The 13,187-nt window shown below is 43.3% G+C and carries 17 protein-coding genes and 1 riboswitch; of the genes, 15 read left to right on the forward strand and 2 right to left on the reverse strand.

Features of this window, described 5'->3' with window-relative positions:
* From REC12_RS22630 to REC12_RS22640, 3 genes are all read left to right on the forward strand, one after another.
* Nucleotides 1-409: transposase (locus tag REC12_RS22630; protein ID WP_308898179.1), on the forward strand; the 409-nt coding region annotated here is incomplete at its 5' end.
* Nucleotides 410-951: 542 nt separating this feature from the next.
* Nucleotides 952-1,245: a hypothetical protein gene (locus REC12_RS22635; RefSeq protein ID WP_308898181.1), complete on the forward strand. Its 294-nt coding sequence runs from the start codon at nucleotides 952-954 to the stop codon at nucleotides 1,243-1,245.
* A 340-nt stretch (nucleotides 1,246-1,585) separates the two neighbouring features.
* Entirely contained in the window at nucleotides 1,586-1,750 is a 165-nt protein-coding gene (locus REC12_RS22640; protein WP_308898182.1) for a hypothetical protein, read from the forward strand.
* A 300-nt stretch (nucleotides 1,751-2,050) separates the two neighbouring features.
* Here the strand turns inward: REC12_RS22640 and REC12_RS26560 are convergent, their stop codons facing one another.
* Complete coding sequence (locus REC12_RS26560) at nucleotides 2,051-2,377, reverse strand: M48 metallopeptidase family protein (RefSeq protein WP_374214242.1); 327 nt, start codon at nucleotides 2,375-2,377, stop codon at nucleotides 2,051-2,053.
* A gap of 193 nt (nucleotides 2,378-2,570) precedes the next feature.
* Nucleotides 2,571-2,825, reverse strand: a complete 255-nt coding sequence (locus REC12_RS22645) for a helix-turn-helix domain-containing protein (protein WP_308898184.1) — start codon at nucleotides 2,823-2,825, stop codon at nucleotides 2,571-2,573.
* 207 nt (nucleotides 2,826-3,032) lie between these two features.
* Here REC12_RS22645 and REC12_RS22650 point away from each other — a divergent pair, with 207 nt between their 5' ends.
* The 12 genes from REC12_RS22650 to REC12_RS22700 all read left to right on the forward strand — a co-directional run bounded on the left by REC12_RS22650 (nucleotide 3,033) and on the right by REC12_RS22700 (nucleotide 13,174).
* The gene (locus REC12_RS22650) at nucleotides 3,033-3,431 is read left to right on the forward strand and encodes a LytR/AlgR family response regulator transcription factor (RefSeq protein WP_308898186.1); all 399 of its coding nucleotides are present in this window, start codon (nucleotides 3,033-3,035) and stop codon (nucleotides 3,429-3,431) included.
* 227 nt (nucleotides 3,432-3,658) lie between these two features.
* Entirely contained in the window at nucleotides 3,659-3,736 is a 78-nt protein-coding gene (locus tag REC12_RS26565; RefSeq protein WP_374214243.1) for a 4Fe-4S binding protein, read from the forward strand.
* 221 nt (nucleotides 3,737-3,957) lie between these two features.
* Entirely contained in the window at nucleotides 3,958-4,203 is a 246-nt protein-coding gene (locus tag REC12_RS22655; protein WP_308898188.1) for a hypothetical protein, read from the forward strand.
* Between the two features lie 632 nt (nucleotides 4,204-4,835).
* Nucleotides 4,836-5,810 (forward strand): ABC transporter ATP-binding protein, encoded by a 975-nt coding sequence (locus REC12_RS22660; protein ID WP_308898190.1) that lies wholly within the window; start codon nucleotides 4,836-4,838, stop codon nucleotides 5,808-5,810.
* On the forward strand, nucleotides 5,807-6,610 hold the full coding sequence (locus tag REC12_RS22665; RefSeq protein ID WP_308898192.1) for an ABC transporter permease: 804 nt from the start codon (nucleotides 5,807-5,809) through the stop codon (nucleotides 6,608-6,610). The genes REC12_RS22660 and REC12_RS22665 overlap by 4 nt, the downstream gene beginning before the upstream one ends.
* A gap of 1 nt (nucleotide 6,611) precedes the next feature.
* Nucleotides 6,612-7,388 carry an ABC transporter permease gene (locus REC12_RS22670; protein ID WP_308898194.1) on the forward strand — a complete coding sequence of 259 codons (777 nt, stop codon included), beginning with the start codon at nucleotides 6,612-6,614 and terminating at the stop codon, nucleotides 7,386-7,388.
* Nucleotides 7,389-7,628: 240 nt separating this feature from the next.
* Nucleotides 7,629-8,372, forward strand: a complete 744-nt coding sequence (locus REC12_RS22675) for a class I SAM-dependent methyltransferase (RefSeq protein WP_308898195.1) — start codon at nucleotides 7,629-7,631, stop codon at nucleotides 8,370-8,372.
* A 27-nt stretch (nucleotides 8,373-8,399) separates the two neighbouring features.
* The gene (locus REC12_RS22680) at nucleotides 8,400-8,660 is read left to right on the forward strand and encodes a zinc ribbon domain-containing protein (RefSeq protein WP_308898197.1); all 261 of its coding nucleotides are present in this window, start codon (nucleotides 8,400-8,402) and stop codon (nucleotides 8,658-8,660) included.
* Nucleotides 8,661-8,951: 291 nt separating this feature from the next.
* Nucleotides 8,952-9,359 carry a hypothetical protein gene (locus REC12_RS22685; RefSeq protein ID WP_308898198.1) on the forward strand — a complete coding sequence of 136 codons (408 nt, stop codon included), beginning with the start codon at nucleotides 8,952-8,954 and terminating at the stop codon, nucleotides 9,357-9,359.
* A gap of 234 nt (nucleotides 9,360-9,593) precedes the next feature.
* Nucleotides 9,594-9,730, forward strand: a riboswitch (molybdenum cofactor riboswitch).
* A gap of 206 nt (nucleotides 9,731-9,936) precedes the next feature.
* Nucleotides 9,937-11,232 carry a molybdopterin molybdotransferase MoeA gene (locus REC12_RS22690; protein ID WP_308898200.1) on the forward strand — a complete coding sequence of 432 codons (1,296 nt, stop codon included), beginning with the start codon at nucleotides 9,937-9,939 and terminating at the stop codon, nucleotides 11,230-11,232.
* Nucleotides 11,233-11,354: 122 nt separating this feature from the next.
* Nucleotides 11,355-12,392, forward strand: a complete 1,038-nt coding sequence (locus REC12_RS22695) for a FecCD family ABC transporter permease (RefSeq protein WP_308898201.1) — start codon at nucleotides 11,355-11,357, stop codon at nucleotides 12,390-12,392.
* Entirely contained in the window at nucleotides 12,389-13,174 is a 786-nt protein-coding gene (locus tag REC12_RS22700; RefSeq protein ID WP_308898203.1) for an ABC transporter ATP-binding protein, read from the forward strand. Before REC12_RS22695 ends, REC12_RS22700 begins: the two co-directional genes overlap by 4 nt.
* Nucleotides 13,175-13,187: the final 13 nt, after the last annotated feature.

Consider the following 13,187-nt stretch of genomic DNA (forward strand, 5'->3'; position numbering starts at 1 on the left):
TAAAGGTGTGGGCCTTATTACAGTAGCCGGTTTTCTCTCCGAGGTTGGAGACATTAGACGCTTTAATTCTCCAAAGCAGATCCAAAAACTTGCAGGCTTGGCCTTGCGAGAAAGCAGCTCGGGCAAGCACAAAGGACAGACCACGATCAGCAAACGGGGACGAGCGCGACTACGGGCAATTTTGTTTCAAGCTGTCCTGCCGTTAGTTGCTAAAAACGCGGAGTTCTCGGAGATCCACAACTACTACACGAAGAGAGTTAAGAATCCTCTCAAGAAGAAACAATCGTTAATCGCCTTAAGTTGCAAACTGATCCGGGTATTCTATGCAATATTAACGAAGGGCATAGACTACGATCCATATAAACTAATTAAAGATATTCATCGTCCAGTTGAGTATTTAGCAGCGTAACAAGAATTGTAACAGGAAGAGAAAAACAAAAAGTTTTGTTGGTAAGCGTCACCACAGAATTGATAAAAATCATTGAGTTGAAAGAGGACAAAAGAGCTAGTAGTCAGTCGTATAGTATTCCATTAGAGCAAAGACTCGGTAGAGGAGCAAAACTGACACCCAATCATGGATAGGTGGAATGAAGGAATTTAGGGCAGTTAATATCTTGACCCTGTTAGACATGGGAGGTTTACCACCGTGAGAATAGTGGGTTTTACAACGCCAACATACTCAAAACTACAGACGTTGGCTTTGCCATACTCAATTTCTCTGAATTAAGCATTCTATGCAAGTTCTATCCTTGATAAGTTCTTTTGGTGAATTAGCAATTCCATGAAAACAAGAGGAAAACCAATAAAAATCAAATTTATATAGGGAGCATTCCTTACCTAAACCAAAGGCGCTCACCGAACCGGAAAGCTGAAGGGATGCGTTGCATCGAGTCTTACGTGGTGGGGTAACCGAAGGCAGAACTTCTAGCCGGAGAAAATGAGGTGTTTACATTGGGTAAGGTTAAAGAATTACTTAAACCAATTACGATATTTAAAAGCCTTTTATCGATTGCTGCTATCATGATTTCAAGTATTGTTATTTTTGGTAAACTGGCATTTATACCAGGATTTAAGTTAAACATGTTAGTGCAATTCTTACTGGATATTCTATTCTTTACGATAGGTATTGAATATTGGAAAACGTCGAAGAGGTGGGTTGCTATATTAATTTTTATAGTTGTTCTTTTAATGTTAATTATGAATACATTAACTTTTATGCGTTTTTTACATTATCTGCCACGATAGTACGTTTTGGTAAATAAAATCCGTCCTTACTAGAAGAATATTGCACAAAATGAGTATCTCGAGTTAACTAAAGCAGGCTTATTCCGGCAACCTCATCGATGAGAAATCACCACGCCTTTGTGCACCCCTGCTACCCTCAACTCCAAATAGCCGCCAGGTTTTAAAGTCTAGCCCGCCAGTCAAACTATCGCACTCCTTCATCCCGCAAATGGATGTTCTTACCTACCGGATAACAGAACTGGAATGAGTTGGATGGAGACTTCAATGTGTAGGTCAGGTTCGAAGGTTGGATAGATGTTGCAAATGCTAAGATTTCACGGCTTTTGAACAGGAGGAACTTATGCCAAAGATGAAGAAGGAAAACCATCTATCAAAATACCTTAATGATTTAGAAGATTGGCAGGAACATCAATATGGTCCCGGACGATATTTAGATAATTGGAAAAATTTTAAAAAACCAAGGGTTATGCTGCAACGGCAGAGATTAGAAATGGAATGTCGATAAAAATGTTGGGCGAGGATTTAATATTTTTAGTATCACATAGCGATAAAAACGTCGTTTACAAAGAAGGCAAAATCATACATGTTTGTAGCAAAGACATTAACAATCAAGATAATCTATTAGCACTATTTAAAAAATGGTGGAGAAAGGAATCACTCGTGATTTTGTCAGCAGAAATGGGAAAGCTATATCCAACTTGAAGGCAAAACATGTCGAAATGAATTGAGGACAAAAAATACCCCTATACACATCAATATAGGGGAATTGTCTATTGGAATGTTTGATGAATCAGTTTCCTCTTTATCAGAGTCCATGAACCACATCCAGATCTAATGTCTTTTTTCGTTCTTTCCAGTCCGGCATATGGATACTTAAAAAATCATAAAACTTTTTGCTGTGATTTGGATAAATAAAGTGAACTAGCTCATGTAGTACAACATATTCAATACACGCTGGTTCTGCTTTAATTAAATACTGGTTAAATGTCACAACGCCTCTTTGTACACTGCAACTTCCCCAAAGCGTTTTCATTTTTCGTAAAGCAATCTTAGGATAGGCAATCTCATATTTTCTTATAATCGGAATATATTTGTATAAAGAAAAAAATTCATTCACATTGCAATTAAGCATAGTAATGATGGAAACTATCGGTAAATAATCTTAACAAAGTCAAGGTATTTTCTATCCACCGAGTTACTTGGCACTTACGATAAAGCAATCATCTTGTAGAAAAATGGACTCTATGGAATAAACACTTCTTATTGGAAGTTTATTCTATAGAGTCCATTTTATGGTGAAACCGCTCTTTTCTTTTTCAATATAATCATTTAAAGGTCAGAAGTTGGCTGGGGTCTACATCAAGGGCCTTCGCTATTCTGTATAGGGCAATCATAGATATCCCATAAGCAGAGGTGCTTTCAAGATGGCTAATCGTAGTATCACTAAGGCCTGAACTTTCAGCAAGCTCACTCTGACTTATACCCCGCTGTTTCCGAAGGAATTGAATTTTAAAACCTATATTTTTTAGAAACTGCTGTTCTTCTTTTGAGTACGATGAGTTACTGCTTTTAAGGGGCATTTAGATTCCTCCATCACTTAGATAACAGTTCAACATAAGTTTAACTAAAATGCGATTGCAATAGAATGCAATGTAAAGGTATAATATTGTTGTTAAACCGCAAATAAATTAATGACTCTTGCTTTTCATTGGACTATAATTAAAAATCGCCGTTATCTATTTTAAGCTCCTGTACTTAATCAATTAAAATTGAGAAAGGTGATATTATTGCTGAATATTAGTATATGTGATGATGGGGCGCTCCAGCGGGCGTTAGTTGTTCTTTTAATTCATGAGTATGAAAGCGAATTTGGAGTCAAATTTAATCTTTTTCAATTTAGCAGCGGGGAGGAACTTCTGGAGAAATTCAACCAAGACAGAAATCTTTATGACCTTTATTTTCTTGATAACCGAATGAAAAAAATAACCGGTATTGAGACCGCATCGTATATAAGGCAGCATAATAAGGACTGTTATATCGTTTTTATAACAGCCTCAGGCCCACAAGATGATTTCAAAGTTGTGTCACCCCTTCAAGTATTAATAAAACCGGCGCAGCAAGAAGACATTACTAAAATCCTGGACAAGGTATTGGAGGGAAGGATTGGTCGCAGTCGCATCAGATAACCAAAATTCTCTGACGGATCAAGGCAGTTCAAATTGGTCACTGGTGACCAATTTAGTAAGGGTTCCTCTTGATCCCTCCAGTTAACAGCATTGAGCAAAATCCAGGCTGCTTGGTTATTAAACCAGATGCCTAGACTTCAGGCCGGTCCCAAATTCGGATGCGCATTCGAATTTGGGACCGGCCGTTTCGTTCTGCTCTGCTCTAAATTCTTATTGACAGAAATGGGTTGATCACAACTATAAAATGTACTCAATGTAAAAAATGTGTCTCCTTTTGTCCAATGAGAGCTTTGCAGGCCAGTTAAGGAATATTCAAATTGGCCGGTTTCGTTAACTCAGCCGGTTCGCCTCATCTGATGTTTAAGCCTGTCTTGGGGTTACAACCTCAATGTTCCTTTCCCCAGAGGAGCCGGTTGAGGTTGTCCCAAAATCGACAACGTTGTCGATTTTGGGACAACCTTTGTAGGGGTTCTCACACTGAAATAATGATATCTTCATGATAAAGAAATACGAAAAGGTGAGAGGCATGATTTATATCAGACCTTTGGAAAACATGTCTGCCCGCGAGCTGCAAAAGGCGGTGCATGAGCGAAGTCAGGCGCTTAAGGAACGGGACGAAGCCCTGCGGAAACATACGGAGCTTGAAAAAGCCCCGGATGATCAGACAGGCAAAATAGCCCGGCTCAGCACGGAGCGCGACGAACTGAAGGGGCGGGGAGCAGGAGATAGGGAATGGATTGATTTAGCGCCTGTTGACTGTATTACCAGATAGGCTTTTTAGGAATAAACGTATCCGTCAAATTAAAGAATTCAATAGTTTCCACCAGTATGTAAATTATATGTACCTGAAGTTTGAATTTTACGGTTATGTTTCCGTGAACAAAGCACGTTGAGATGATAATAGTGCTATATTTAAGGTGAGTGGAAGCCTTGGTATGAGCGGATTTGAAAAGTGTATGTTCTTTTTATATTGACAGAGTGTATGGGGGAATATATTGAGCCAGATCGTTTTATTGAGAAAAGCGGTCTGGCCTGCTATTTTTCTTGGATTATTTTCGTTATCCTGGAAGGATATAAGTGGAAAAGGCAGAAATGTTAGAGTGAAATAATTGTAGAAGGTTAAAAACCCGCCACTTGCGCCTTGCTTAATTCAAGAAGAACATACAGTTTGAAATAGCCGCCATGACAAGGCATAGCCAGCAGTCAAGTACAGAGTCTTGTGCACTTACAATGAACTGGCAGAACATGACGGAATAGAGGTAATCCCTACCTGTAATTACTGGGCCGAAGGATATAGCAGCTACTGAAATGACAGTAGGCGTTGCCACCACATGGCTCATCGTGGCGCCGCGCAATGAACAGTATTTTACATAACGGGTACAAAAGCAGGGGAGAAGAAAACTGATGATTAAGCTGCAAAATATCAATAAAACCTTTCGCGTGGTAAAGAGAGAGCCTGGGTTTGGACAGGCGGTTCGGGCTTTTTTTTCACACCAATATGAAGCTATCCACGCACTGAGTGACCTGAGCTTCACTATAAATGACGGCGAAATGGTGGGTTACATAGGCCCAAACGGTGCGGGCAAAAGCACGACAATCAAAATAATGTGCGGCGTTTTAACGCCTGACAGCGGTATGTGCAATATTGACGGGCGTACACCATGGCGGGACAGACTAAACCATGTTCGCGATATTGGCGTTGTTTTTGGACAACGTAGCCAGTTGTGGTGGGATGTCCCTGTTATGGACAGTTTTGAGTTGATCCGCGATATTTACAAAGTGGAAAGTCGGTTGTTCAAGAGAAATCTTGATGAGCTTGTCACGCTTTTGGATTTGACTGAAATTCTGAAGACCCCGACGCGCAGCCTTAGCCTTGGGCAGCGTATGCGTTGCGAACTTGCGGCTTCGCTGCTGCACAGCCCTAAAACCCTCTTTTTGGATGAACCAACCATCGGGCTTGACGCGGTTTCGAAAATAGCGGTGCGGCAGTTTATAAAGAAGATTAACAGGGAGCGCAGCACAACTGTTATACTGACAACCCATGACATGCAGGACATTGAAGCGCTGACAGAGCGGATTTTGCTCATCGGCAAAGGCCGTATACTGCTTGACGGCAGCTTGAATGAGTTGAAAAAACGCTCCTCGGAGCGAAAAACTATTATTATCGAATACATTGGAGGCTCACCCTCTCTCAGAGACGGCATGACGCTTGCAGAGCAAAGAGAGGGAAGGATCGTAATTGAACTTGATCCTTCGATAGTATCTGTTTCGGCGGCAATAGCGTATGTTTCAGCTCAAGTGGATGTGCTTGACATTTCGGTTTCCGGCATCAGTGCTGAGGAAATGGTCGCCGGGCTGTACAAGGAGTATCACATATGAAAAAATATTTTGCGATAGTCCGAATACGCTTTACAAACAGCTTGCAGTATCGCGCGGCGGCGCTTGCGGGAATGGTGACGCAATTTACCTGGGGTTTCATGGAACTGCTTGCATTTTCCGCGTTTTACAGGGCAAATCCCGGTGCGTTTCCTATGGAGTTTTCACAGACAGTTTCCTACATATGGATGCAGCAGGCATTTTTGGCGTTGTTTATGGTATGGTTTTTCGAAGAAGAAATATTTGCGTCAATTACGAACGGTGGAATTGCCTACGAGTTGGCACGGCCGATAGATTTATACAGCCGCTGGTTTTGCCAATCGGTGGCGAATAGGCTGTCAAAGGCGGTTCTTCGTTGTTTTCCGATACTTATTGTCGCGTTCATCGTGCCTGAGCCGTTCAGAATGTCACTTCCGGCAAGCGGTGCTAAGCTTATGCTGTTTTTCCTCTCGGCGGCGCTCAGCTTGTGTGTTGTAGTGTCGTTTAGCATGCTCATCTATATCTTAACCTTTTACACACTGTCGTCGACTGGCGTTAAGGTAATTTCCGCTGTATTGGCTGATTTCATGGCGGGTGCGACAATTCCGCTGCCATTTTTCCCCGCGCCATTTCGCGCTATAGCGGAGCTTTTGCCGTTTGCTGCCATGCAAAATATGCCTCTGCGTATCTACAGTGGCAATATCGCGGGAATGAAAGAGGCGCTCGACATTGCTTTACAGATATTTTGGCTGGTATCGCTTGTTTTTATCGGTAAGCTATTGATGAAAAATGCGCAAAAAAAAGTTATTGTTCAAGGAGGATAGTATGAGTTTATATCTGAAATTTTTCTCTATGCATATGAAAAGTCAGATGCAGTATAAAGTTTCTTTCTTCCTGACGGCGCTGGGACAATTTCTTGTGTCGTTTACTGCTTTGCTCGGAGTATATTTCATGTTCTCCCGCTTCAATGAAGTTGATGGTTTTAGCTTTCAGCAGGTGCTTTTATGCTTTGCTGTGGTGCTAATGGCATATTCGCTTGCCGAGTGCTTTGGGCGCGGATTTGATGTTTTCTCGCAAATGATTGGTAATGGAGAATTTGATCGGGTGCTTGTGCGCCCAAGGCAGGAGGTTTTTCAAGTTTTAGCCTCAAAAATGGAATTTACCCGCATCGGACGGTTGCTGCAAGCCGTCGCGGTTTTCTGCTACGCGATTCCTACAAGCGGGGTTATGTGGACATGGGATAAAATATTGACGCTCTTTCTCATGATAATTTGCGGAAGTCTTGTGTTTTTCGGCTTGTTTCTCATCTACGCCGCCTTTTCATTCTTTACAATTGAAGGTTTGGAGTTTATGAATGTTTTTACGGATGGTGGACGGGAGTTTGGGCGTTATCCTTTTTCGGTGTACGGTAAAGATGTATTGAGATTTCTCACATATATAATCCCTCTGGCGCTGTTTCAATATTATCCGCTTTTGTATCTACTCGACATTGAAAAGAGTGCCTTATATATGATTGCTCCCTTATTAGGAACCTTGTTTTTGATACCGAGCTATGCTTTTTGGCGGTTTGGTCTTAGTAGGTATAAATCAACCGGGTCTTGACAATTTCAGAGATCCTGAATGCCCGGATGCGTAGAACCCTAACAGTTAATGCTGAGGATGTCCTTACCTATCGGAACTCACCGAACCGGAAAGCTGGAGGGATGTGTCATATGAGTATTAGTGGCAGCTAACGGAGCGTTTTTAAGCGCTTTTTTTGCTTTCTTATTGCAGGAAAAAGAGGATAATAGTGGAATTAGAACTATATGTGAGTGTACCGTGAATTATTAAGGGGGATATATTTTGAATTGTCCGCATCAAGATGGACCAACCATAAATAAAGATTCAGTTTCATTTAATTCGTATGAAGAAATGGCTGAATACTATTTTAATTATGTCGATTCAAAACCATTTAATGCTTACTATGAAAGACCCGCAACTATCTCTTTGCTTTCGGATGTCAAAGGGAAGAAGGTTTTAGATGCTGGTTGTGCAGCAGGTTGGTATACTAAACGGTTATTGGAAAAAGGAGCTAGTGTAATAGCGGTTGATTTTAGTCCAAAGATGGTTGATATGACAAAAAACAGAGTTGGGAATGAGGCTGTTGTAATAAGGGCTGATTTAAATGAGCCGCTAAGCTTTATAAAAGACGAGTTTTTAGATGTTGTTTTATCCTCTTTGACGCTTCATTATCTTAAAAATTGGGATAATGTAATGAGCGAATTTAATAGAATCCTAAAAAGGGCTGGGGAACTTATTTTCTCCGTTCATCATCCTTTCATGGATTTTACGGTGTTTAACAGAGACAATTACTTTTTAACTGAATTATTGGATGATGAATGGGATACCAATTGCGGAAAAGTGAAAGTACAATTTTATAGACGGCCATTAAGCAAGATTGTATCATCAGTTATTGACGCAGGATTTATAATAGAAAAACTACTCGAACCGATGCCAATTGAACAATTTAAGATTGATCAGCCTAACACATATGATAGATTAACAAAGAAGCCTCAATTCTTGTTCATAAAAGCAAGGAAGCAATAAGTTTTGTAAAAATGGGATGGTGATATAATGCCGGATTTTATTGATGGATTAAAAAGAGGCGCTAAAGCTATAAAAGAGTCATTTGGTCCAAGTCGGTATGAGGTCGCAAATATCAAGGTGACATGCCCTCATTGCAAGAATGACATTTTTGAAGATGGTTCGGCACAATTAAATACTGCTGGCGCGACTTTTCTAAATCTCGATTGGCTCAATAAGTCAGCTACTATACTCATTTGCACAAATTGTGGATTGATTCAGTGGTTTATGGAGTCTCCGGAGAAGATTTAATGATCGTCATCTCACCCCCTGAAGAGGTGGGAGTCTTCTCGCTTTACGATGATAAAAACTTACAGTGGGGCCTCACGGGGCGGAGGTCTTGAATGACCGGATAAAGGAGAAAAGTGACCGATAAAGATGGAGCACAAGAGTTTAAAAAGGAATTAACGTATGTGTTTAAGTTTGAAAAAAGCCCAAGAAGCGGGTAACTCAATTTATAGCTGGGATTTCTCCAGTAATAAGGGAAATAACGATAAAATTAGGGAGTTGCTCCGATTAAGTTGAAAGGGGTATTGATAAAATATGATTATTGATCCGAAAAGAATTAGCGACCTTGAACAGGAGCTTGGAAAAATTGATACCAATGAGTTATTAATAAGTCTTGTTTATGTGCTTGGTAATAAACATTCTTTCAGGAATAGATTCTTCTTTGCACTGATGTATGGAATATCATTTGAAGAATTAACAGCTATGTATAATCTAATAAACGATAAAAAGAATGGTGACTTAGAGGAATTAGTAAGAACTTTCAATAATAATTTTCCGGATTATAAAGATAAAATATTTGAACTTGTGGCGTGTTATGAAGAAGAAGGGATACTTACTGAGTTTTGTGATAGATTTTATGATCATTTTGGTAAGTCTCTTGTGGGTTATACCATTAAGAATATAAATGAATTATTTCCACAAATAAAAATCAAGAAGGATTAATCTGTACTCTTCAAAAATATCATCGGGTTGCTTTGAGGCGAAAGGATCTTTCACGTCTTTTTTTTGCAAAAGATAAACGGGGTTGCCGCCTATTGTTGGGTAAGCACAACAATTCAGAAAAAACTAAAAGTATTTTTGTTTCCTGTTGTGTTTTATTGGGTTGCGTTATAAAATAATTGCAAAAGTTTATGATGTATGGTGTTTATATAGGTTTATGTTACATAGTGATTACAAACAACATAGTTGCTCCAAGCCGGGATAGTCCTAAAGGTTTCGCCCAAGGACACCGGCCAGAACAGATAATGTTCTCAGGGTATGTTTGGAAACGAATATGCCTTCCGACTTTGAAAAGGAGTGAACGTGGGGGTTTATTTCGTATGAAAAAAAACTTCACTGCTTTTCAGTGAAGTTTTTTTGTTTTTAAAAGAGTAGGTTCTGTAGCATTATTCTTATCGCCCCTCAGTTCAACGCCTTCAATTCCAATGGCCCGTCCTCCTGATTTTTGAACTCATACCATAAACACAGCATAACACAAAGGGCATAGCACTTTGCGTCAGAAAGGGGTTTCAAGTTTTTTATGGAAAAAAGTGTAATCATACCACCCAAGCCCTGCACAGAGGTATGCAACGACTGCTCCTGTCATTGCGTAAAAAAGATCGTCCCTGTACCCACGGTAGACGAAGCACTGGGACTTTGGCTGGAAAAAATGCCCCTGCGCGAAGAGAAGGCGGAGCACATTCCTCTGGCGCAAGGACTAGGCCGGGTGCTGGCGGAAGATGTTTGCGCTAAAGTTGGTGTACCAGTGGCCACTTGCGCCACGCATGATGGTATTGCGATCCATTTTGAAAAGAGCAAAGCCGCCTTTGAGAGGGGAACGCGAATTTTACAGCCCGGGGATTTTCACCACTGCCCTATGGGGGCCGCCATACCGGAGCAATTTGACTCCATTGTCCATGCGGAGCAGTGCAAAATCAACTCCGACGGAACGGCCACCCTGCTGGAACTTCCGGTGCAGTACCAAAGTGTTAAAATCAAAGGTACGTACGTGGGGCAGGGGGAACAACTGGCCGGCGCCGGCGAAAAGCTATCCCCCTCTCATCTTGCCCTCATGCAGTACACCGGCCACACCACGGTATCCGTGAAACGCCAGCCTAAAATTTCCATTATTCCGATAGGGGATGATTTAGTGCCGCCGGGCACCGTACCTCTGGCGGGTCAGTACATTGAGTGTGACAGCGTCTACATCCAATCCATCGCTGCTCAGTGCGGTGCCCAAAGCACTGTTTTTCCCATTGTGGCCGATCGGGGAGAAGCCATCGAGGCGTCCATCCAAAAGGCGCTTCCAGGCTGCGACATTTTGGTGGTAATTGGGGGCGTTGGTAAAGGGGAAGTCAACTACGAGGATTACACTCTTGGGGTCGTACGGAAAATGGGACAAATTGCCTGTCATGGGGTGCAGCTTAGTCCCGGGGGCAAAAATATGCTGTTGGCGCAAATTGATGGGAAACCGCTGCTCGGCATTCCCGGCCCGCCTCACGCTGCCATCATTATGACGGAATATTTCCTGCCGCCGGTTATTGAATGGTACATGGGTTGCCTTTTGTATGAACGGCCAGTGATACAGGCGGTTTTGGAGCAGGATTTTCCCGCGCGGGGCGGTGGAACCAGTATTTGGGAGCCACGCGTTCATGTGCGCGAGACTCCCGGCGGATACACAGCACGGCTGGTAGGATATATGGGCGAGACTGTTGAAAACTTCATCGGGGCCAATGCCTCGGTTTCCGTTACAGGCGATAGGGATCAGTACCGGAAAGGCAAGAGCATCAAGGCCAAATTACTTGTGAACGAGCGGACGATCACCTCTAATACTTAGTGATTTGCCACAAAACTATTTCTTAAAAAAATCACCATTTAGCTGAGGAAAGTGATAAATAATGATGAGATCTTTACCGGCGAAACGTTAAATAGCATTAGAAGTTTGAAGGAGAAATTAGATTGATAGGTAAGCCTGTGGAGCTGAAAAAGCATGCCAAGCAACCGCTGATTTTACTGGGTATGGGCGTCATCTTATTCTTTATTATTGTGGTTTCCTTTACTTTAGGCCGGTATACCTTGAGCCTCCGGGAAGTCATCACCACTTTTTTTTCTCCCATCACCGGGTCGCCGGTCGATGTGACCTTAAAAAACGTGGTTTTTCAGGCGCGGTTGCCGCGTATTCTGATAGCTACGCTGATAGGCAGCGGGCTGTCTGTAGCCGGCGCTGCCTATCAGGGCATCTTCCGCAACCCGATGGTGTCGCCGGATCTGCTGGGAGCCTCGGCCGGAGCGGGTTTCGGCGCGGCAGTTGCCATCCTGTTTTCCTTCAGCTATTTTGAAATTCAAGTCACCTCATTTTTCTTCGGCATCATCGCAGTGTTTTTGTCTTTCGGCATTTCTTCCGTCATCAGCCGCGACAGCAACAACGTCCTGTCGCTGGTCCTGACCGGAATGGTCGTCAGTTCACTGTTCCAGGCCTTTATTTCCCTGATTAAGTACTTGGCCGATCCCAATAATACCTTGCCTGCTATTACCTTTTGGCTGATGGGCGGCCTTTCTTCCGTCGTTGTTTCGAAAATCCCGCTGCTTTTAATTCCGGTTCTCATTGGCGGAATTCCGCTGTTTTTGTTGCGCTGGCGGATAAATACCCTGTCCTTTGGCGATGAGGAAGCCCGGATGTTGGGGATCAACCCGAAACGCCTGCGGATTATCATCATCCTATGCGCCACAATGATCACGGCAGCCTGTGTCGCTACCGGCGGCATGATTAGCTGGGTCGGCCTGATTATCCCCCATTTGGCGCGAATGATTGTCGGCCCTAATTATAAGCGCCTGATTCCGGCATCCTGTCTGCTGGGGGGCGCTTTTCTGCTCGTGGTGGACGACATCGCCCGCAGCCTGATTACCTCGGAAATTCCCCTGAGTATTTTGACCTCGGTCATTGGCGCCCCGTTCTTTCTCTATCTTCTGCTGCGGGGGAGGAAAGGATGGCTATGATGTTAGAAGTGAAAAACGTATCCTGCGGCTATGGTCAAAAGCACGTGCTGGAAAATGTCAGCTTCTCGGCGGACAGCGGCCAGATCTTATGCCTGCTCGGACCGAACGGGGTCGGCAAAACAACGCTGTTCAAAGCGATCCTGGGCATCATCAAGCTTCAGTCCGGACGGATATTGCTGGACGGGCGGCCGCAGGACAAGTTGTCTATCAGCGATATCGCCCGGCTGGCAGCCTATGTTCCCCAGTATCATACGCCCCCGTTTCCTTTCTCGGTCCGGGAGGTGGTGTCAACCGGCAGAACGGCGCATATCGGACGCTTTTCCTCTCCGGGAAAACGGGATGAGGCCATCGTGGATCAGGCCCTGGAATCGCTGCATATCACTGATCTGGCCGATCAGATCTATACCCGGATCAGCGGCGGGGAGCGGCAAATGGTGATGATTGCCCGCGCGCTGGCCCAGCAGCCCAAGATCATGGTTTTGGATGAACCCACCTCTAACCTGGATTTCGGCAATCAAATCAAGGTGCTGGAAGAGATCAAACGCTTGGCCGGGCAAGGACTTTGCATTGTGATGACCACCCATTTTCCCAATCATGCCTTTATTTGCAACGCCACGGTCTTATTGCTCCAACGGAACCGGGAAATCCAGATTGGCAGCAGCGACGAAATCATTACCGAACAAAATATCAAGGATGCCTACGGGGTTGATTCGCGCATCACTTCTGTCTTGGATAACCGGGGCAATTCGGTCAAAGACTGCGTCCCCTTGGCCAATGCCTAGAATGAGAGCTTGA

The sequence above is a fragment of the Candidatus Desulfosporosinus nitrosoreducens genome (genome assembly GCF_030954495.1).
Classification (GTDB): domain Bacteria; phylum Bacillota; class Desulfitobacteriia; order Desulfitobacteriales; family Desulfitobacteriaceae; genus Desulfosporosinus; species Desulfosporosinus nitrosoreducens.